The following is a 19,302-nucleotide window of genomic DNA, read 5'->3' as shown; positions in this document are numbered from 1 at the left end:
ATGCACCTGCGCGACGGCATCCAGACGCATGCCACGGTCGCGCAGCGCTATGCCCATGCCGTCGAAACAGGCGCAGTCGTGCGCGATCCGGCCCAGGAAAAAGTGGTCACCGCGCTTGACCGGCTGACCGACGAGATATGCTCCAAGCGACTGGCCCAGAAATCCAGCGCGCTCGGCTGGCTGTTCGCCAAGAAGCGGGAAACCCAGGCGCCGGTAAAAGGCCTTTACATCCATGGCGGTGTCGGGCGCGGCAAGACCATGCTCATGGACATGTTCTTCGAGCTCCTGCCGGCGCGGCGCAAGCGGCGCGTCCATTTCAACGATTTCATGGCCGATGCGCACGACCGCATCCAGAAGCATCGGCTTGCGCGCAAGAATGGCGAGGCCAAGGAAGACGATCCTATCCCGCCCGTCGCACGGCAGCTTGCCGAAGAAGCGTGGGTGCTGTGCTTCGACGAGTTTTCCGTCACCGACATCGCCGACGCCATGATCTTGTCGCGGCTGTTTTCGGCGCTGTTTTCACAAGGCGTCGTGCTTGTCGCCACCTCGAACGCGGCGCCTGACGATCTCTACCGCGACGGATTGAACCGCGGGCTGTTCGAACCCTTCATCGGCATGCTGAAGCGTCATGCCGACGTTCTTGCCCTCGATTCCCCGACCGACTACCGGCTGGAAAAGCTGAACCGCATGCCGGTCTACATCACGCCGCTCGGGCCAGAGGCGGATCGCCTGATGGACGAAGAATGGGACCTCGTGGCGCATGGCCAGCCGGCCGGTCCAACCGCGCTGACGGTCAAGGGCCGGCAGGTGACCGTACCGCTTGCGGCAGGCAATGCGGCGCGCTTCTCGTTTGCCGATCTCTGCGAAAACCCGCTCGGCGCACGCGACTATCTGGCGATATCCGGGCGCTTTACCTCTATCTTCATCGATCACGTACCGGTGCTTGCCGAGGGCAGGCGCAACGAAGCAAAACGTCTTATTCTTCTCATAGACACGCTCTACGATCATCACGTGCGGCTGGTCGTCAGCGCTGCCGCCGCGCCGCGGGATCTTTACGTCGGCCGGCGCGGCACGGAAGCATTCGAGTTCGACCGCACCGCCTCGCGGCTGATAGAGATGCAGAGCCGAGACTGGCTGGATGGCTGGGCGGCGCGGCAAAAGCCGTCGGCGAAGCCGGATGCCGCGGCGATTTCGGCGTAAGGTTCGGCAAAGACTTTGACGTTTACGTAAATCCACTTTGGTCTAACCGATTGAAATCTATGGCGCAGAAATAATCGGTTGAAAAACGCTGGGCATGAGGCTATGCCCAGCGTCGAAATTCCTGGCCGCATGCCCTCCTCGATCTGGCCTAACGTTCTCCTTCGGCGCCGCCGCGCGCCTGTCACAGACACAGGGAAAATCTCCACAAATGGCACGCAACAAGATAGCGCTCATCGGTTCCGGCATGATCGGCGGCACCCTCGCCCATCTGATCGGGTTGAAGGAACTCGGCGACGTCGTGATGTTCGACATCGCCGAAGGCATTCCGCAGGGCAAGGGCCTCGACATCGCCCAGTCCTCTCCGGTCGAGGGTTTCGATGCGCGGGTCACGGGCGTGAACGATTATTCCGGCATCGAGGGCGCCGATGTATGCATCGTCACGGCCGGCGTGCCGCGCAAGCCGGGCATGAGCCGCGACGATCTTCTCGGGATCAACCTCAAGGTGATGGAGCAAGTCGGCGCGGGCATCAAGAAATATGCCCCGAAAGCCTTCGTGATCTGCATCACCAACCCGCTCGACGCCATGGTCTGGGCGCTGCAGAAATTCTCCGGCCTGCCCAAGAGCCATGTCGTCGGCATGGCCGGCGTGCTGGATTCGGCGCGCTTCCGCTATTTCCTGGCCGAGGAGTTCAAGGTCTCGGTCGAGGATGTCACGGCCTTCGTGCTGGGCGGCCATGGCGACACGATGGTGCCGCTGACCCGCTACTCGACCGTGGCCGGCATCCCGCTGCCGGATCTGGTCAAGATGGGCTGGACCTCCAAGGAGAAGCTCGAAAAGGTCGTGCAGCGCACCCGCGACGGCGGCGCCGAGATCGTCGGCCTGCTGAAAACAGGTTCCGCCTACTATGCGCCGGCTGCTTCCGGCATCCAGATGGCCGAAGCCTATCTCCGCGACAAGAAGCGCGTGCTGCCTTGCGCGGCCTATCTTTCCGGCCAGTACGGCGTGAAGGACATGTATGTCGGCGTGCCGACGGTTATCGGCGCGGGCGGCGTCGAGCGCATCATCGAGATCGACCTGAACAGCGCCGAGCAGAAGATGTTCGACAAGTCGGTGGCCTCGGTCGCGGCACTCTGCGAGGCCTGTGTCGGCATCGCCCCCAACCTCGGCAAGAAGTGAGGCCTTTGCGATGAACATCCATGAATATCAGGGCAAGCAGCTTCTGAAGGGCTTTGGCGCGCCGGTCTCCGAGGGCGTCGCGATCATGAACGTCAGCGAAGCCGAGGCGGCAGCTAGGAAGCTGCCCGGGCCGCTTTATGTGGTGAAGAGCCAGATCCATGCCGGCGGGCGGGGCAAGGGCAAGTTCAAGGAGCTTTCGCCCGACGCCAAGGGCGGCGTCAGGCTGGCGAAGTCGGTCGAAGAGGTTGTTGCGAACGTCAAGGAGATGCTCGGCAACACGCTCGTCACCAAGCAGACGGGTCCGGCCGGCAAGCAGGTCAACCGCCTCTACATCGAGGACGGCGCCGACATCGACCGCGAGCTTTACCTGTCGATCCTGGTAGACCGCTCGGTCGGCCGCGTCGCTTTCGTCGTCTCAATCGAAGGCGGCATGGATATCGAGGCGGTCGCGCACGACACGCCGGAGAAGATCGTCACGGTGGCGATCGATCCGGAAAAGGGCGTCACCGCCGACGATCTGAAGGCGCTGAATGGCGCGCTGAAACTCGACGGCGAGGCGGCAAAGGATGGCGAAACGCTGTTCCCGCTGCTCTATAATGCCTTTGTGAACAAAGATATGAGCCTTTTGGAAGTCAATCCGCTCATTGTGATGAAAAATCAAAGGCTTCGTGTGCTCGATGCGAAGGTGTCCTTCGATAATAATGCACTTTTCCGTCATCCCGAGATCATGGAACTGCGCGATACGACCGAAGAGGACGAGAAGGAGATCGAGGCGTCGAAGCACGATCTCGCCTATGTCGCGCTCGACGGTAATATCGGCTGCATGGTCAACGGCGCCGGCCTTGCAATGGCGACCATGGACATCATCAAGCTCTACGGCGCCGAACCCGCCAATTTCCTCGATGTCGGCGGCGGCGCGTCCAAGGAAAAAGTCACTGCGGCCTTCAAGATCATCACCGCCGATCCCGCTGTCGAAGGCATCCTGGTCAACATCTTCGGCGGCATCATGCGTTGCGACGTTATCGCGGAGGGCGTGATCGCGGCGGTCAAGGAAGTCGGGCTGAAGGTGCCGCTGGTGGTGAGGCTTGAAGGCACCAATGTCGAATTGGGCAAGAAGATCATCAATGAGAGCGGGCTGAACGTGATCTCCGCCGACGATCTGGATGACGCGGCCAAGAAGATCGTGGCGGCGGTGAGGGGCTAGGCTGTGAAACTCGGCCTCTCAACAATCGTTGTTGTCCTGGCTAGGCCGGCGTTAGCCATGCTGATTTCGCTCTGGATAGCGATGCTGAAAGGCCCCGTTTTTGGAACCTTGATGTTGCTTGGTTCAGCAGCGGTTGCGTTGTGGTTTTATAGAGGGCTGAACTCGACTTGCGCGGTAGGTGAGAGCGAGTGCATAGGGGGGCAGGTCTCGATATTCCTTTTTGGCGTGCTTTGGTTTTTTGCCATCGCGGTAACCGCATGGCTTGTTTGGCGAAGAGCCGACGCGTCCCATGTTCAACGCTGACCCTCCGAGGGAGCCCGATCGATGCCTCCGCGCAAGATAAATCTCGTCGACGTGGCGGATCGGACCATCGCCAATGCGTGGGACCCGCATATCGCCGGCGACATCAACGACTCCCAAGCCAAGGTCGCGAAGTTCGGCGACGTGTTCGACTGGCATGCGCATGAGCAGGAAGACGAGGCTTTCCTCGTCCTGCGCGGCAAAATCGCCATCGACTTTCGCGACGGCCCGGTTGAACTGGGCGAAGGTGACTTCATCGTCGTGCCGCGCGGCGTCGAGCACCGGCCGCGCTCGCTGACCGAAGAACCCATCGTTCTGATGTTCGAGCCGGCAACTACCCTCAACACCGGCAATGCCAAGAGTGACCTCACGGTCGCCGACCTCAAGAGACTCTAGGGAACTCCATGTCCATTCTCATCGACAAGAACACAAAAGTCCTGGTGCAGGGCCTGACCGGCAAGACCGGAACTTTCCACACCGAGCAGGCGCTTGCCTATCACGGCACGAAAATGGTCGGGGGCATCCATCCGAAGAAGGGCGGAGAGACCTGGGGCTCGGTCGAAAGCGGTGCGCAGTTGCCGATCTTCGCGTCGGTCGCCGAGGGCAAGGAAAAGACGGGCGCCAACGCGTCGGTAATTTACGTGCCGCCGGCGGGAGCGGCCGAAGCTATTATCGAGGCGATCGAGGCCGAGATCCCGCTGATCGTCTGCATCACGGAAGGCATTCCGGTGATGGACATGATCAAGGTCAAGGCGCGCCTCGACCGGTCGAGTTCACGGCTGATCGGCCCGAACTGCCCGGGCATCGTGACGCCCGACGAGTGCAAGATCGGCATCATGCCGGGCAACATCTTCCGCAAGGGTTCGGTCGGCGTTGTGTCGCGCTCCGGCACCCTTACCTATGAGGCGGTGTTCCAGACGACAAATGCCGGGCTCGGCCAGTCGACCGCCGTCGGTATCGGCGGCGATCCGGTGAAAGGCACCGAGTTCATCGATATGCTCGAGATGTTCCTGGCCGATAACGAGACCAAGTCGATCATCATGATCGGCGAGATCGGCGGTTCGGCCGAAGAGGATGCGGCGCAGTTCATCATCGACGAGGCCAAGCGCGGCCGCAGGAAGCCGATGGCTGGGTTCATCGCCGGACGCACGGCGCCGGCGGGACGCACCATGGGCCATGCCGGCGCGGTGATTTCCGGCGGCAAGGGCGGCGCGGAGGACAAGATCGCGGCGATGGAGGCGGCAGGCATCCGCGTGTCGCCATCACCGGCCCGGCTCGGCACCACACTGGTCGAAGCGATCAAGGGGTAAGGGGCCATAAACCATGCGAATGGAAACCATTCCCTTCGGCACGACGGATTGGTCGGTGATCGAACCGACGGTGCACAAGGGCGAGAGCGGCGAAGCGACCTGGCGGACGCAGCACTTCGGGCCGGACGACGACCGGGTGCGCATGGTCGAGTATTCACCGGGCTACGTGTCAGACCACTGGTGCCGCAAGGGACACGTACTTCTCTGCCTCGAAGGCGAGCTTGCAACCACACTGGAGGATGGCCGCGAGTTCATCCTCAGGCCCGGCATGAGCTATCAGGTCGCCGACGAGGCTGAAGCACACCGCTCGCAAACTTCCATCGGCGCACGACTGTTCGTCGTCGACTAAGAAAGGCTAGTGCGATGGCACGACAAGATCAGGCCAACGACCAATTTTCCCTCACTTCGTTTCTTTATGGGGGCAATGCCGATTACATCGAGCAACTGCACGCCGCCTATGAGGACGATCCGCAGTCTGTCGACCCGCAGTGGCGCGACTTCTTCGGCGCGCTGAAGGATGACGCCGGCGATGTGAAAAAGAACGCCAAGGGCGCGTCGTGGGCGCGGCCGAGCTGGCCGCTTCAGGCCAATGGCGAGCTGGTGTCGGCGCTGGACGGCGATTGGGGCCTGGTCGAGAAACATCTGGAAAAGAAGGTAAAGGACAGGGCGGCTGCCGGCGGGACAGTGCTTTCCGACGCCGACGTGCTGCAGGCGACGCGCGATTCCGTGCGCGCCATCATGATGATCCGCGCCTACCGCATGCGCGGCCACCTGCACGCCAATCTCGATCCGCTCGGCATCGCCAAGCCGATGGAGGACTACAATGAACTGTCGCCGGAAGCCTACGGCTTCACGGAAGCGGATTACGACCGGAAGATCTTCATTGATCGCGTCCTGGGGCTCGAATACGCGACCATCCGCGAGATGCTCGACATATTGAAGCGGACCTACTGCTCGACGCTCGGCGTCGAGTTCATGCACATGTCCGACCCGGAAGAAAAGGCGTGGGTGCAGGAGCGCATCGAGGGTCCGGACAAGGGCATCGCCTTCACCCCGGCTGGCAAGAAGGCGATCCTGCAGAAGCTGATCGAGGCGGAAGGTTTCGAGCAGTTCATCGACGTCAAATACAAGGGCACCAAGCGTTTTGGCCTCGACGGCGGCGAATCGCTGATTCCGGCGCTGGAGCAGATCGTCAAGCGCGGCGGCGCGCTCGGCATGCAGGACATCGTGCTCGGCATGGCGCATCGCGGCCGCCTCAACGTGCTGTCCCAGGTGATGGCCAAGCCGCACCGGGCGATATTCCACGAATTCAAGGGCGGCTCCTACACGCCGGACGACGTCGAAGGCTCCGGCGACGTGAAATACCATCTCGGCGCATCGTCGGATCGCGAGTTCGACGGCAACAAGGTGCATCTGTCGCTGACCGCCAACCCGTCGCATCTCGAGATCGTCGATCCGGTGGTGATGGGCAAGGCGCGCGCCAAGCAAGACCTGCTTTACGGTCGCGGCCGAGATGAGATCATCCCGCTGGAAGACCGCGCCAAGGTGCTGCCTCTGCTGCTGCATGGCGACGCCGCCTTTGCCGGCCAGGGCGTGATCGCCGAAATCCTAGGGCTATCCGGGCTGCGCGGCCATCGCGTGGCGGGCACGCTGCATTTCATCATCAACAACCAGATCGGCTTCACCACAAATCCGCGCTTCTCGCGCTCGTCGCCGTATCCGTCGGACGTGGCCAAGATGATCGAAGCGCCGATCCTGCACGTCAATGGCGACGACCCGGAAGCGGTCGTCTACGCCGCCAAGATAGCGATCGAATTCCGGATGAAATTCCACAAGCCGGTCGTCATCGACATGTTCTGCTATCGGCGCTTCGGCCACAATGAAGGCGACGAGCCTGCGTTCACGCAGCCGATCATGTATCGCAGCATCCGTTCGCACAAGACGACGGTGCAGATCTACGCCGAAAAGCTCATTGCCGAAGGGCACCTGACCGAGGACGAGTTCGAAAAGATGAAGGCAGACTGGCGCGCCCATCTCGAAAGCGAGTGGGAAGTCGGGCAGGCCTACAAGCCCAACAAAGCCGATTGGCTGGACGGTGCCTGGACGGGTCTCCGCACCGCCGACAATCAGGACGAGCAACGGCGCGGCAAGACCGCCATGCCGCTGAAAACGCTCAAGGAAATCGGCAAAAAGCTGACCGAGGTGCCAGAGGACTTCGAGGCGCACAGGACGATCAGCCGCTTCCTCGAGACGCGTCGCAAGATGATCGATTCCGGAGAAGGCATCGACTGGTCGACCGCCGAGGCGCTGGCGTTCGGCTCCATATTGCTCGACGGCAATCCGGTCCGGCTCTCCGGCCAGGATTCCGAACGCGGCACCTTCTCCCAGCGCCATTCGGTGCTCTACGACCAGAGGGACGAGAACCGCTACATCCCGTTGAACAATCTGAGTGCTGCGCAGGCAAAATACGAAGTCGTCAATTCGATGCTTTCGGAAGAGGCGGTGCTCGGCTTCGAATACGGTTATTCGCTGGCCGACCCCAAGGCGCTGACGCTCTGGGAGGCGCAGTTCGGCGACTTCGCCAATGGCGCGCAGGTGGTGTTCGACCAGTTCATTTCGTCCGGCGAGCGCAAGTGGCTGCGCATGTCGGGACTCGTCTGCCTGCTTCCGCATGGATACGAAGGCCAGGGGCCGGAGCATTCGTCGGCGCGCCTGGAACGGTTCCTGCAGCTCTGCGCCGAAGACAACATGCAGGTCGCCTACTGCACCACCCCGGCAAACTACTTCCACATTCTGCGCCGGCAGTTGAAGCGCGACTTCCGCAAGCCGCTCATCCTGATGACGCCGAAATCGCTGCTGCGCCACAAGCGCGCAGTGTCGACGCTGGCCGAGATGTCGGGCGAAAGCGCCTTCCACCGTCTGCTGTGGGATGATGCCCAACTCCTGCCCAACCAGCCGATCAAGCTGGTCAAGGATTCGAAGATACGCCGCGTCGTGCTCTGCTCCGGCAAGGTTTATTACGATCTTTACGAGGAGCGCGAGAAGCGCGGCATCAACGACATCTACCTGCTGCGCGTCGAGCAGCTCTACCCGTTCCCGGCCAAGGCGCTGATCACCGAACTGTCGCGCTTCCGCAACGCGGAAATGACCTGGTGCCAGGAAGAGCCCAAGAACATGGGTGCGTGGTCGTTCATCGATCCCTATCTGGAGTGGGTGCTTGCGCATATCGACGCCAAGCATCAGCGCGTGCGCTATACGGGACGGCCGGCAGCGGCGTCACCCGCGACCGGCCTGATGTCGAAGCATCTGGCGCAGTTGCAGGCATTCCTCGAGGATGCGCTCGGCGAGTAGCGAAGTGGTTTCGGACGACCAAGGCAACCAAGACATTCAGAAACGGACAGGCATAAAATGGCTACCGAAATCCGCGTTCCCACGCTCGGCGAATCCGTCACCGAGGCGACCATCGGCAAATGGTTCAAGAAGGCAGGCGATGCGATCGCGGCCGACGAGCCGCTGGTCGAGCTCGAAACCGACAAGGTGACGATCGAGGTGCCGGCGCCTGCAGCCGGCACGCTGGCCGAAATCGCGGCCAAGGATGGCGAGACGGTTGGCGTCGGCGCGTTGCTCGGCACGATCTCGGCAGGCGCGGGCGCAAAGCCTGCTGCCAAGGAACCGGCGAAAGCGGAGCCTGCGAAAGACACGGCCAGGCCCGAGGCAGTCGCGCAAGCAGCGGGCAAGGCGGGCGCCGACTCGGCGCAGGAAGCGGTCGAAAAGGCTAGCGTGGTCGCCGGCGATACGCCGATTGCCGACCGCAAGATGCCGCCGGCGCCGGCGGCCGCCAAGCTGCTTGCCGAAAGCAATGTCGCCGTCGATCAGATCGAGGGCACCGGCAAGCGCGGCCAGGTTCTGAAGGGCGACGTGCTCGAAGCCTTGGCCAAGGGGATTTCAGCCCCGCAGGCCGCACCCGCACCCGCCGCGCCGGCCGTCGCCCGCGCGCCATCTTCTGCCGGCGACGAAGCGCGCGAAGAGCGCGTGAAGATGACTCGTCTGCGCCAGACCATCGCGCGCCGGCTGAAGGACGCGCAGAACACCGCCGCCATGCTGACGACCTTCAACGAGGTCGACATGCAGGCGGTGATGGACATGCGGACCAAATACAAGGATTTGTTTGAGAAGAAGCATGGCGTGAAGCTCGGCTTCATGGGTTTCTTCACCAAGGCTGTTACGCATGCGCTCAAGGAAATCCCCGCGGTCAATGCCGAGATCGACGGCACGGACATCGTCTACAAGAACTACGCCCATATCGGCGTGGCTGTCGGCACCGAAAAGGGCCTCGTCGTGCCGGTGGTGCGGGACGCCGACCAGATGAGCATCGCCGAGATCGAGAAGGAGATCGGCCGGCTGGGTCTCGCCGCGCGGGACGGGAAGCTGTCGGTGGCAGACATGCAGGGCGGCACCTTCACCATCTCGAACGGCGGTGTCTATGGCTCGCTGATGTCGACGCCGATCCTAAACGCCCCGCAATCGGGCATTCTCGGCATGCACAAGATCCAGGAGCGGCCGGTCGTGGTCGGCGGCCAGATCGTCATCCGGCCGATGATGTACCTTGCGCTCAGCTACGATCACCGCGTCGTCGACGGCAAGGAAGCGGTGACGTTCCTGGTGCGGGTCAAGGAGAGCCTCGAGGATCCGGAACGACTGGTACTGGACCTCTAGACGCGGCTCGCCGATCCTGTAGCCGCGGTTTGCGATAGCGCCCTTCGGAAGCAATTCCGCTTCCGGAAACATGCGACCGGGGGAGATTTTCCATGGAAGCCGCTGCTGCATCGACCGAGATTGCCGTTCTTGCGTGGAGCGTCGTGTTGCTGTTGCTGCAGATCGTCGTTCAGGGGATCGCGACGATGGACCTTGGGCCGAAATACCTGTTCAGTCCGCGCGACGAGAACCGTGTTTCGCGTAGTGTGGTGGCCGGTCGGCTCGGTCGGGCGTTGAAGAACCTGCTCGAAACCTATCCGGCCTTCATCGCCCTGGCACTGGCGCTGGTGGTCACGGGAAAAGCGGGCGGCATTGGTGCAACCGGAGCCTGGCTGTGGCTGATCGCCCGCGTGTTTTACCTGGTGCTTTACGCAGCGGGCATTCCGGTGGCCCGGACGATCGCCTGGTTCGCGTCGATCTTGGGTCTTCTGCTGATGCTGATCAGGCTGGTGTCTTGAGGCTGCTCCGTCAGTCCAAGAAGCCATCTGCCTCCGGTGCCGGAGGCAGAGCGCCGGTTTTGACAGCGCGAACCATTGCCGTGCTCGGCATGTTGGCGCCGTCGTCCGCGCCGGCGCTGGCGGCCTGCCCGATGGAACTCGCCGTCTATGGCGAACGCGACGGCGTGGCCGAGATCAACTTCACGCCCACGCACAACCCGGCGGTCGTAACCAACACATTCCGCATGCTTCTCGAAGATAATTTGGTGCTCGACGGCATCGTGATGTGGACGGAAGACGTGCCGCGGCCCAACGGCATGCTGATGTACAAGTGCTCGAAAGGCGACGTGACCGGGGCTGAGCTTGCGGTTTGCACGGTCTGGCAGGGTGTTATCTACACGTCCGACGACAAGGGCAACATCGAACTTCTCCCGGCGGAGGGCGCCGACGCGCCGGCCAGGTTGATCTTCCCGGATCTCGGCCATTCGCTGCAAGGATCGGCGGCTTTTGGCGCGGATGGGCTTTCGAAGCTGCCGTGGGATGTTTTTGCATTGAAGGGTTGCCAGGAGTGAGCGGCTCCGCGGTGGCAAACCGCCACGCCGGATCATAATTTCAGTGAGCGGGCGAGGCCGCTCAAATGCATAAGGATGGAAAATGGCTTACGATGTAGTGGTGATTGGAACCGGCCCGGGCGGCTATGTCTGCGCGATCAAGGCGGCGCAACTCGGCCTCAAGACCGCGGTGGTCGAAAAGCGCCCCACCCATGGCGGCACCTGCGTCAATGTCGGCTGCATCCCCTCCAAGGCCCTGCTGCATGCGTCGGAAATGTTCATGGAGGCGGGGCATTCCTTCGCGGCGCTGGGCGTTGAAGTCGGCACGCCGAAGCTCAATTTGAAGAACATGCTGGCCTACAAGGACCAGACGGTCGAGCAGAACGTCAAGGGCCTCGATTTCCTGATGAAGAAGAACAAGATCGACGTGTTCCGGGGGACGGGTAAGGTGCTCGGCGCAGGCAAGGTCGCGGTCGCCGGCGAGGACGGCAAGATCGAAGAGATCGAGACGAAGAACATCGTCATCGCCACCGGGTCCGACGTTGCCGGCATTCCGGGCGTCGAGGTCGATTTCGATGAGAAGGTGATCGTTTCGTCGACCGGCGCCCTGGAGTTCGCAAAGGTGCCCGGCCATCTGGTGGTGGTGGGCGGCGGCGTCATCGGGCTCGAACTCGGCTCGGTCTGGGCGCGGCTCGGCGCCAAAGTGACCGTGGTCGAGTTCCTCGACACGATCCTCGGCGGCATGGATGGCGAAGTCGCAAAACAGTTCCAGCGCATGCTGGCCAAGCAGGGTTTTGACATAAAGCTAAGCTCGAAAGTCACAGCCGTAGCGAAGACCAAGAAGGGCGCTTCGGTCACTTTCGAACCGGTCAAGGGCGGCGATGCCGAAACGATCGAGGCGGATGTCGTGCTGATCTCGACGGGACGCCGGCCCTATACGGATGGGCTCGGGCTGGCCGAAGCGGGAGTCGAACTCGACGAACGCGGCCGGGTGAAGACCGACGGACATTTGAGAACCAATGTCGCCGGCATTTTTGCTATCGGCGACGTCATCGCCGGTCCGATGCTCGCCCACAAGGCGGAGGAAGAGGGCGTGGCGGTGGCCGAGATCATCGCCGGGCAGGCCGGACATGTGAATTACGACGTGATCCCGGGCGTGGTCTATACCAGCCCCGAAATTGCCGCGGTCGGCAAGACCGAGGAAGAGCTGAAGAAGGCGGGCGTCGAATACAAGGCGGGAAAATTCCCGTTCAGCGCGAATGGCCGCGCACGCGCCAGCCTGCACACCGACGGTTTCGTGAAAGTCCTTGCCGACAAGGCATCGGACCGGGTGCTCGGCGTTCACATCGTCGGCTTCGGCGCCGGCGAGATGATCCACGAAGCCGCGGTGCTGATGGAGTTCGGCGGCTCGTCGGAAGACCTAGCCCGTACTTGCCACGCCCATCCGACCATGTCGGAAGCGGTCAAGGAGGCAGCGCTCGCCACCTTCTTCAAACCGATCCACATGTGAGCGAGACGGCTGCTATGAGGGGGTGGCTGCAAACCAATTTTCTGAGAATAGGCGTCGTCGCTTTGGTCGTTGACGCCATTGCCCGTTTTTACGCGCAGATTGGCATGCAATGGATCACGGATGTCGGCCTCGGTCTTAATCTCACGTTCGACCAGACACTGCGCTTCGCACATGCGGTCACTGTGCTCGATATCGCCGCTAGCATGCTGTGGGGGCTGTTTTCGTTGGGATTCGCCTGCAGGGTTCTGCAGGAGCTGACGCGCGGTAAGCAAGAACAGTAATTTGGCCAAACCAACCAGCGGCCCGTGGCCCGGGCCGCTGGAACTTCTGTTGCAATTATCGCCGCGGCTTACTGCGCGGGGGCAGGGGTCGGAGCAGGCTCGGCAGGAGCCGGCGCCGGTTCAGCCGGAGCGGTCGCATCGGGCGCTGGCGTTGCCGGATCGGCAGGGGCGGCCGGAGCCGTTGCGTCGGGCGCAGGAGCGGTTGCATCCGGGGCAGGCGTTGCAGGAGCCGTCGCGTCAGGCGCCGGCGTTGCCGGTTCGGTGGTCGTCGTGTCGCCTGTCGGGGTCACGGCCGTGTCGGTGCCGGGCGCGAACACGAAATAAGCGATGATGGCGAGTACAAGCACAACGGCGGCAATCAGAACGCCGCTGCCGGCGCCTCGGGACTGCACGACGTTGCGGTTGTCGACAACTCGTGGATCTTGCGAGTTGGCGGGATTCAGCCGCGGGTCAGAGCTTAGCGGATCGGCTCCGACTGGCGTGGACGGGTTCTCCGGATCATTCAGGCGGGGATCCGGTATACGTGATGGGTTGGCCATTGTCGGTACTCCGTCAGGTTAAGCTGACGGGACAACGCACAATAGCGGATTCGGTTTCATTTCTTGAAATGGAGCAGGTGCGGACACCGATCCATGCATCGCCGTCCGCAGGTCCGAGGGTTTGGCGGCGCCGACTACTCGGCTTCTTCCTCCTGGGAAGGCTCTTCCTTCACGACCACCGGCTTAGTCGCCGGCGTTGACTGCGGTGCGGCCGGCGTGACGCTCGCGACAACGGTGGCGTCTACCTTGGCGGACCTTTGGAATTCGCAGGCAAAAGTGGTGGAGGTTGAGAGGCCAAGTGCAGCAGCCAGCAAAAGCGCTTTTCTCATCATCGTCATCCTTCCAGGAGATTGGATGGGAACAAGATTAACAGAGACCCGGCAACGCGCAAAATCACGCTTTGTGTGAATGCGTGCGAACCCAACAAGTGCGGCATTTCTTTCATGCCGGCCAACCAGAAGGACGTCGGGCGGCACGAAGGCAGAAATCAGGTCCAGTCCCCCCGCACCGTACCGTCGAAGCGCTTCCTCAATCCTGCCCAGCAGTCGACGTAATCGTGCTGCAACGTGTCTGTTTCGGCCGCGTAGCGGGTCAGCATCTGCGGGAACCTGGTCTCGAACATGAAGGCCATGGTGTTTTCGAGCTTCACCGGCTTGAGATCCACCTTCGACGCCTTCTCGAAGCCGGAAGCATCAGGCCCGTGCGCCAACATCATGTTGTGAAGGCTTATGCCGCCCGGCACGAAGCCCTCTTCCTTTGCGTCGTACTGGCCGCGGATGAGGCCCATGAACTCGCTCATGATGTTGCGGTGGTACCAAGGAGGACGGAAGGTGTCCTCTGCCACCAGCCAGCGCGGCGGGAAGATGACGAAATCGATATTGGCCGTGCCTTCCTCGCCCGACGGCGCCGTCAGCACCGTGAAGATCGAAGGATCGGGATGATCGAACAGAATCGCGCCGACCGGTGAGTAGGTCGACAGATCATATTTGTAGGGCGCGTAATTGCCGTGCCAGGCGACGACGTCCAAGGGCGAATGGTCGATCTCGGTGACATGGAACGAGCCGCACCATTTCACAACCAGCCGGCAAGGCTTTTCCTTTTCCTCGAACCAGGCGACCGGTGTCTTGAAATCCCGAGGATTGGCGAGGCAATTGGCACCGATTGGCCCGCGATCGGGCAGCGTGAACTTGGCGCCGTAGTTTTCGCATATATAGCCGCGCACCGGGCCGTCGATCAGCTCCACCTTGAAAGTGAGGCCGCGCGGCAGAACGGCGATTTCGCCCGGCTGCACCTCGATGACGCCCATTTCCGTGACGAAGCGCACGCCTCCTTCCTGCGGCACCACGAGCAATTCGCCGTCGGCGTTGAAAAAATGGTCGTCGACCATCGAGACATTGGCTGCGTACACATGGGCGGCCATGCCGACCTGGGTATAAATGTCGCCGGCGGTCGTCATCGTCCGGATTCCCGAGATGAAATCGGTCTCGACGTTCGGCATTGGTGTCGGATTCCACCGAAGCTGTCCGATCGCCAGTTCGTTGTCCCCGATATTGGGTGCTGACTTCCACTCGGGATAAGCGGTCGTCGCCTTGAAGCGGCCGTGATGCCTGACGCTCGGCCGTATCCGATAGAGCCATGAGCGCTCGTTGGCGCCGCGCGGGGCGGTGAAGGGCGAACCGGAAAACTGTTCGGCGTAGAGGCCGTAAGCCGGCTGCTGCGGCGAGTTGCGACCTTGTGGCAGCGCGCCGGGCAGGCTCTCCGTCTCGAAGTCGTTGCCGAAGCCGGGCATGTAGGACAGGGTCATGGCGTCCTCCAACGTTGACACTATTCGTCGCTTTTGTAATGGTTGATTTTGTAACTATCAACGGCAGCTCCGTGACCGACGACGTTCTTCCGCTCGAAGATTTCCTGCCCTACCGGCTGAACCGCCTGGCCGATGCCGTGAGCCGCGAGTTCTCGAAGATCTACAGAGATCGCCATGGCTTGACCCGTCCGGAATGGCGAACGCTCGCAACACTCGGGCAGTTTGGAGAGATGACGGCCACCGAGATCGGGCGGCATTCGGCAATGCACAAGACGAAGGTGAGCCGGGCCGTGCAGGAGCTGGACAGACGGAAATGGCTGACGCGCAAGCCGGATCCGAACGACAGGCGCATCGAGTGGCTGAGACTCACATCCGCTGGAGCGAGAATCTATCAGGATCTGGTGCCGCTCGCTCGTGGCTTCGAGGCGCGGTTTCTCGGATCACTGGACGCAGGCGAAAGGGAGGCGATCCTCCGGGCGCTTGCGCTGCTGGAGAATGCGGCCGCGCTTCAGCCGAACCCGCCCCGGAACTTGGATTAACGCGCAGACGTATCGGCGGCGTCAATGCGCCGTCGGCGCCGCATAATTAGCGAACCGCGGAAACGGTATAGCCGTCCTTGCGCAGCAATTCGACCAGTCCGTTGGGGCCGGGAAGATGCAGTGCGCCTACCGCAATGAAGGCGTCGCCTTCGTCGAGTATCGATGCGGCCTTCGCCACCATGTTCCTGTTGCGGGCCGTGACCATGGTTTCCTCGAAAGCTGCATAGCCCACCTCGCCCTCGTTGCCCGGTGGCAGCACGGCGCGGAACAGAGGCCAGAACATGCCCGTCTGGCCGCTCTGGTAGAGGACGACCATCGTTTCGACCATGTCGTCGGCACGGTCGCCAAGCTTCAGCGTGTCGACCAGCCCGCGTATGTGGAAATCGATCGGCAGCGAGGCCATGGCCCCAAGCTGGTCGGCCACAGTTTCGAGGCCTTCGAGCTTCTTGCCGGCCGCTTTCGCGTCTTCCGCGAGCTTGACGTCGAGAACCGAAGCGCCGGCCGCTTTGCGCGCCAGTTCGCAGGCGGGCAGCGCAAGCATGGCAGTCAGCATCCAGGGCTTCATCTTGGCAACGGTAGCCGGGGGAATGCCGCGCTCGTCAAGCGCCTTCTCGACCGCATTGGCATCCTCGGGCGACATCAGCGACATCAGCGTCGTACCGTCGGTGAACATCGTCAGTTCAGGGTTTTTCATCATGCCGGCAAGCATCTTGGCCGGGTCCAGGATTTCCGTCGTTTCGATGACAACCGTTCGCGAGGATTCGAAGGCCTGCTCGGCCGCCGGCGTCAGGCTGGTGACCCGCGGATCCGTCATGTGCATCGTGCCGAACAGGAAGGACGGCGCCTGTCCCGCCCTTTCAAGTTTCCACAGAAGCCCGTCGCCATTCAGCGTGGCGGCGGCTTCAGTCCTTATCCTCGCCAGCAGCGCCGGATCGTCCCGTTCGATGGCGGCCAGCATGTCGACGCCCGTGCAGTCCGGAATTTCGCCGCGCGCCTTGCCGGTTGCGAGCGTGAGCATGAAAGCGAAGGAAATCAGGAACAGCACGTTGACCGCTGCAAGCAGCTTCAAGGCCGGCAGGGCCGTTCGATCGGCGAGGGCAATCACGCTTTTCATAGGCGCATCGTTAGCCTCCAAAAGAGGCGAAACAGTTAACCGGCGCGCGAAAATTGTTGAATCAATGGCGTGGTCAGGCCCGAGGGTGAGCGGCTTCGTAGATCTCGAGCAGGCGCGCCGTGTCGACGCCCGTATATACCTGCGTGGTCGACAGGCTGGCGTGCCCGAGCAACTCCTGGATGGTGCGGAGATCGCCGCCACGGCCGAGCAGATGCGTGGCGAAAGAATGACGCAGGGCATGAGGCGTAGCCGTGTCGGGCAGGTTGAGCGCGCCGCGCAATTTCTGCATCTCGCGCTGGATAATGGCCGGATTGAGCGGCCCTCCGCGCGCACCGCGAAACAGCAGCGCTTTCCGATCGAGATCGTAGGGGCACAGTCTGCGATATTCGGCGACGGCCTGCATGGCTATTGGCAGCACGGGAACCAGTCTGGTCTTGCCGCCCTTGCCGGTGATGCGAAGCACCGTGTCGCCATCGCCTGAAAGATCGCTGCCATGAAGGCCAAGCGCCTCGGAGATGCGAAGGCCGGACCCGTAGAGCAAAGTCAGCACCGCCGCGTTGCGGGCAGCAATCCAGGGTTCTTCCGCGAGTTGCTCGCCGCTCGAGACGACACGCCTTGCATCCGAAGCCGTCAGTGGCTTGGGCAGCGACTTCGGTTGTCTCGGCGCGCGAAGAGCGGCGGCGCCGGCGGCGTTGACCAGGCCGCGCCTTTCGAGATGGCGCAGGAAGGAGCGGATGGCCGCGAGACCGCGGCCGAGAGTGCGTGCTCCGGCTCCGCCGGATCGCCGGAAAGCCATGAAGGCGCGCAGGTCGGCAGGGCGGAGTTCGCGTATGTCGGAAATGCCGGGCGCGCCGCCGCAATGTCCGGTCAAAAACTGGAAAAACTGTCGCGTGTCCCGTTCGTAAGCCTCGACCGTCAGCGCCGAAAGCCGGCGCTCACGGGCCAACATCTTCAGCCAGGCTTCCCGGACCGCCTGGAGGTCGGGTTTGGCCGAGATGAGAAATTCCTGCATGGCGAGCTTTCCGGCGATTCGCCGCATGCTGAAGCGCCAAGGTTAGCAAGCGGTGAAGAATGGCGCGATTGAAATGCACTGAAGCGGCGAGTAGGGAATGAAAATGTCCAAGCTCAAGAACCCGGTCCAGGTGGCCGTCATCGGCGCTCCGCATGGCATCAAGGGCGAATTGCGCGTCAAGACCTTCACCGCCGATCCGCTGTCGCTGGGCGACTACGGTCCGCTGTTCACCAAGGATGGACGATCCTTCGACATCACCGATATCAGGCCTGCAAACACCGTCGTCGTGGTGCGCTTCAAGCAAGTCAGAGACCGGAATGCGGCCGAAGCGCTTACCGGCACGGAGCTTTTCGTGGACCGCTCCGCCCTGCCCAACGAGGATGACGAGGGCGAGTTCTACCATGCCGATCTGGTGGGCCTGACCGTCAAGGACGAAACGGGAACCGAAATCGGCAAAGTCACGGCGGTGCAGAATTTCGGCGGCGGCGACATTCTGGAGCTTGCGGTTGGCGACAGGAAGGGTGTGCTGATCCCGTTCACGCACGCTGCCGTGCCGCTGGTCGAGTTGGAAGGCGGTTATATCGGCATCGACACCATTGCCGCCGGACTGGTCGACACCGAGGACGACGAGGAGGCCGGCGACGGCTTCGATCCGGACAGGCGCCCGCGCGGACCGAAAGATGCGGGAGGCAACCGGTGACATTCCGCGCGACGGTGCTGACACTCTACCCCGAAATGTTTCCGGGCGCGCTCGGCCTGTCGCTTGCCGGCAGGGCGATGGAGGCCGGAACCTGGGCGCTCGAGGCTGTGCAGATACGTGACTTTGCCACCGACAAGCACCGGACGGTGGACGACACGCCAGCGGGCGGAGGCGCGGGCATGGTGATGCGCGCCGACGTGCTGGCGCGAGCCATCGACCACGCAGCGCCAGAAGGTGATCCCCGGCCGAAACTCTTGATGAGCCCGCGCGGGAAGCCGTTGACCCAGGGCCGAGTGCGCGAATTGGCCGCCGGTCCAGGCGCGGTGATCCTGTGCGGACGGTTCGAGGGCGTCGACCAACGAGTGATCGAGGCTCGTGCTCTCGAGGAAGTCTCGATCGGCGATTTCATCCTCTCGGGAGGCGAACCGGCTGCACTTGCGTTGCTCGATGCGGTCGTGCGGCTGCTGCCCCGCGTCATGGGCAACGAAGTTTCCGGCGACGAAGAGAGCTTCGAGAACGGACTGCTCGAACACCCGCACTATACGAGGCCGCAGGAATTCGAAGGCCGAACGATCCCTGAAGTGCTGACCTCGGGCAATCATGCGAAGGTGGCGGCGTGGCGGCGGGAACAGGCGGAGCAGCTGACCAGAGAGCGCCGCCCGGATCTTCGTTCGGCGAAAGATCAGCTTTTGCCCAAACCGTAGCATGTACGGGCGGGCATGGTTCGAACGGGCATTTGCGCCATGCGGCAAAAAAGACGGACGCTAGACGTGACAAACGTGCGGGAAGCGTGTATGCGCGCAGCCCAACCGGCATTGTATCGACCGGGACCCGTCAACAAGGACGGTGAATTCGCCCCTGCCTCGCTT

General features: G+C 62.4%; 20 protein-coding genes. 15 read left to right on the top strand and 5 right to left on the bottom strand.

The window, feature by feature from the left end:
• The 12 genes from zapE to ACG873_RS23640 all read left to right on the top strand — a co-directional run bounded on the left by zapE (position 1) and on the right by ACG873_RS23640 (position 12,725).
• The gene (gene zapE / locus ACG873_RS23695) at positions 1–1,200 is read left to right on the top strand and encodes a cell division protein ZapE (RefSeq protein ID WP_394888162.1); all 1,200 of its coding nucleotides are present in this window, start codon (positions 1–3) and stop codon (positions 1,198–1,200) included.
• A gap of 208 nt (positions 1,201–1,408) precedes the next feature.
• Entirely contained in the window at positions 1,409–2,377 is a 969-nt protein-coding gene (mdh, locus tag ACG873_RS23690; protein ID WP_394888160.1) for a malate dehydrogenase, read from the top strand.
• Between the two features lie 10 nt (positions 2,378–2,387).
• Positions 2,388–3,581 (top strand): ADP-forming succinate--CoA ligase subunit beta, encoded by a 1,194-nt coding sequence (sucC, locus tag ACG873_RS23685; RefSeq protein ID WP_394888158.1) that lies wholly within the window; start codon positions 2,388–2,390, stop codon positions 3,579–3,581.
• Positions 3,582–3,905: 324 nt separating this feature from the next.
• On the top strand, positions 3,906–4,277 hold the full coding sequence (locus ACG873_RS23680) for a cupin domain-containing protein (RefSeq protein ID WP_394888156.1): 372 nt from the start codon (positions 3,906–3,908) through the stop codon (positions 4,275–4,277).
• Positions 4,278–4,285: 8 nt separating this feature from the next.
• Positions 4,286–5,191: a succinate--CoA ligase subunit alpha gene (gene sucD, locus ACG873_RS23675; RefSeq protein ID WP_394888153.1), complete on the top strand. Its 906-nt coding sequence runs from the start codon at positions 4,286–4,288 to the stop codon at positions 5,189–5,191.
• 13 nt (positions 5,192–5,204) lie between these two features.
• Positions 5,205–5,540 (top strand): DHCW motif cupin fold protein, encoded by a 336-nt coding sequence (locus ACG873_RS23670; protein WP_394888151.1) that lies wholly within the window; start codon positions 5,205–5,207, stop codon positions 5,538–5,540.
• Between the two features lie 14 nt (positions 5,541–5,554).
• The gene (locus ACG873_RS23665; RefSeq protein ID WP_394888150.1) at positions 5,555–8,542 is read left to right on the top strand and encodes a 2-oxoglutarate dehydrogenase E1 component; all 2,988 of its coding nucleotides are present in this window, start codon (positions 5,555–5,557) and stop codon (positions 8,540–8,542) included.
• Positions 8,543–8,599: 57 nt separating this feature from the next.
• The gene (gene odhB, locus ACG873_RS23660) at positions 8,600–9,907 is read left to right on the top strand and encodes a 2-oxoglutarate dehydrogenase complex dihydrolipoyllysine-residue succinyltransferase (RefSeq protein ID WP_394888148.1); all 1,308 of its coding nucleotides are present in this window, start codon (positions 8,600–8,602) and stop codon (positions 9,905–9,907) included.
• A 92-nt stretch (positions 9,908–9,999) separates the two neighbouring features.
• Positions 10,000–10,404: an MAPEG family protein gene (locus ACG873_RS23655; protein WP_394888147.1), complete on the top strand. Its 405-nt coding sequence runs from the start codon at positions 10,000–10,002 to the stop codon at positions 10,402–10,404.
• Positions 10,405–10,493: 89 nt separating this feature from the next.
• On the top strand, positions 10,494–10,955 hold the full coding sequence (locus tag ACG873_RS23650; RefSeq protein ID WP_394893670.1) for a hypothetical protein: 462 nt from the start codon (positions 10,494–10,496) through the stop codon (positions 10,953–10,955).
• An 82-nt stretch (positions 10,956–11,037) separates the two neighbouring features.
• Positions 11,038–12,444, top strand: coding sequence for a dihydrolipoyl dehydrogenase (gene lpdA / locus ACG873_RS23645; protein ID WP_394888145.1), 1,407 nt, complete (start codon positions 11,038–11,040; stop codon positions 12,442–12,444).
• Positions 12,441–12,725, top strand: a complete 285-nt coding sequence (locus ACG873_RS23640; protein ID WP_394888144.1) for a hypothetical protein — start codon at positions 12,441–12,443, stop codon at positions 12,723–12,725. Before lpdA ends, ACG873_RS23640 begins: the two co-directional genes overlap by 4 nt.
• A 68-nt stretch (positions 12,726–12,793) precedes the next feature.
• On the opposite strand, the gene ACG873_RS23635 is transcribed toward ACG873_RS23640, so the two are convergent.
• The 3 genes from ACG873_RS23635 to hmgA all read right to left on the bottom strand — a co-directional run bounded on the left by ACG873_RS23635 (position 12,794) and on the right by hmgA (position 15,068).
• Entirely contained in the window at positions 12,794–13,264 is a 471-nt protein-coding gene (locus tag ACG873_RS23635) for a hypothetical protein (protein ID WP_394888142.1), read from the bottom strand.
• Between the two features lie 134 nt (positions 13,265–13,398).
• Positions 13,399–13,596, bottom strand: coding sequence for a hypothetical protein (locus ACG873_RS23630; protein ID WP_394888141.1), 198 nt, complete (start codon positions 13,594–13,596; stop codon positions 13,399–13,401).
• A gap of 155 nt (positions 13,597–13,751) precedes the next feature.
• The gene (gene hmgA, locus ACG873_RS23625) at positions 13,752–15,068 is read right to left on the bottom strand and encodes a homogentisate 1,2-dioxygenase (protein WP_394888139.1); all 1,317 of its coding nucleotides are present in this window, start codon (positions 15,066–15,068) and stop codon (positions 13,752–13,754) included.
• 71 nt (positions 15,069–15,139) lie between these two features.
• On the opposite strand from hmgA, the gene ACG873_RS23620 reads away from it, so the two are divergent.
• Positions 15,140–15,607 (top strand): MarR family winged helix-turn-helix transcriptional regulator, encoded by a 468-nt coding sequence (locus tag ACG873_RS23620; protein ID WP_394888137.1) that lies wholly within the window; start codon positions 15,140–15,142, stop codon positions 15,605–15,607.
• 46 nt (positions 15,608–15,653) lie between these two features.
• On the opposite strand, the gene ACG873_RS23615 is transcribed toward ACG873_RS23620, so the two are convergent.
• A complete protein-coding gene (locus tag ACG873_RS23615; protein WP_394888134.1) occupies positions 15,654–16,721 on the bottom strand; it encodes a TraB/GumN family protein in 1,068 nt (355 codons plus the stop codon).
• 73 nt (positions 16,722–16,794) lie between these two features.
• Positions 16,795–17,733, bottom strand: coding sequence for a tyrosine recombinase XerC (locus tag ACG873_RS23610; protein WP_394893668.1), 939 nt, complete (start codon positions 17,731–17,733; stop codon positions 16,795–16,797).
• A gap of 103 nt (positions 17,734–17,836) precedes the next feature.
• Here ACG873_RS23610 and rimM point away from each other — a divergent pair, with 103 nt between their 5' ends.
• Entirely contained in the window at positions 17,837–18,433 is a 597-nt protein-coding gene (rimM, locus tag ACG873_RS23605; protein ID WP_394888132.1) for a ribosome maturation factor RimM, read from the top strand.
• Positions 18,430–19,137, top strand: a complete 708-nt coding sequence (gene trmD / locus ACG873_RS23600; RefSeq protein ID WP_394888130.1) for a tRNA (guanosine(37)-N1)-methyltransferase TrmD — start codon at positions 18,430–18,432, stop codon at positions 19,135–19,137. Before rimM ends, trmD begins: the two co-directional genes overlap by 4 nt.
• Positions 19,138–19,302 lie beyond the last annotated feature (165 nt).

Source organism: Allomesorhizobium aridi (assembly GCF_043769475.1).
Lineage (GTDB): Bacteria > Pseudomonadota > Alphaproteobacteria > Rhizobiales > Rhizobiaceae > Allomesorhizobium.
This window is presented reverse-complemented; position numbering and strand designations above follow the sequence as displayed.

What these genes read in the sequence shown, in the direction of transcription:
- ACG873_RS23655 (WP_394888147.1), top strand. Translation starts at nt 10,000, where the DNA reads ATGGAAGCCGCTGCTGCATCGACCGAGATTGCCGTTCTTGCGTGGAGC.
- rimM (WP_394888132.1), top strand. Translation starts at nt 17,837, where the DNA reads ATGTCCAAGCTCAAGAACCCGGTCCAGGTGGCCGTCATCGGCGCTCCG.
- ACG873_RS23635 (WP_394888142.1), bottom strand. Translation starts at nt 13,264, where the DNA reads ATGGCCAACCCATCACGTATACCGGATCCCCGCCTGAATGATCCGGAG.
- zapE (WP_394888162.1), top strand. Translation starts at nt 1, where the DNA reads ATGCACCTGCGCGACGGCATCCAGACGCATGCCACGGTCGCGCAGCGC.
- ACG873_RS23630 (WP_394888141.1), bottom strand. Translation starts at nt 13,596, where the DNA reads ATGATGAGAAAAGCGCTTTTGCTGGCTGCTGCACTTGGCCTCTCAACC.
- ACG873_RS23610 (WP_394893668.1), bottom strand. Translation starts at nt 17,733, where the DNA reads ATGCAGGAATTTCTCATCTCGGCCAAACCCGACCTCCAGGCGGTCCGG.
- sucC (WP_394888158.1), top strand. Translation starts at nt 2,388, where the DNA reads ATGAACATCCATGAATATCAGGGCAAGCAGCTTCTGAAGGGCTTTGGC.
- sucD (WP_394888153.1), top strand. Translation starts at nt 4,286, where the DNA reads ATGTCCATTCTCATCGACAAGAACACAAAAGTCCTGGTGCAGGGCCTG.
- mdh (WP_394888160.1), top strand. Translation starts at nt 1,409, where the DNA reads ATGGCACGCAACAAGATAGCGCTCATCGGTTCCGGCATGATCGGCGGC.
- ACG873_RS23680 (WP_394888156.1), top strand. Translation starts at nt 3,906, where the DNA reads ATGCCTCCGCGCAAGATAAATCTCGTCGACGTGGCGGATCGGACCATC.
- lpdA (WP_394888145.1), top strand. Translation starts at nt 11,038, where the DNA reads ATGGCTTACGATGTAGTGGTGATTGGAACCGGCCCGGGCGGCTATGTC.
- hmgA (WP_394888139.1), bottom strand. Translation starts at nt 15,068, where the DNA reads ATGACCCTGTCCTACATGCCCGGCTTCGGCAACGACTTCGAGACGGAG.
- ACG873_RS23615 (WP_394888134.1), bottom strand. Translation starts at nt 16,721, where the DNA reads ATGAAAAGCGTGATTGCCCTCGCCGATCGAACGGCCCTGCCGGCCTTG.
- odhB (WP_394888148.1), top strand. Translation starts at nt 8,600, where the DNA reads ATGGCTACCGAAATCCGCGTTCCCACGCTCGGCGAATCCGTCACCGAG.
- ACG873_RS23665 (WP_394888150.1), top strand. Translation starts at nt 5,555, where the DNA reads ATGGCACGACAAGATCAGGCCAACGACCAATTTTCCCTCACTTCGTTT.
- ACG873_RS23650 (WP_394893670.1), top strand. Translation starts at nt 10,494, where the DNA reads ATGTTGGCGCCGTCGTCCGCGCCGGCGCTGGCGGCCTGCCCGATGGAA.
- ACG873_RS23670 (WP_394888151.1), top strand. Translation starts at nt 5,205, where the DNA reads ATGCGAATGGAAACCATTCCCTTCGGCACGACGGATTGGTCGGTGATC.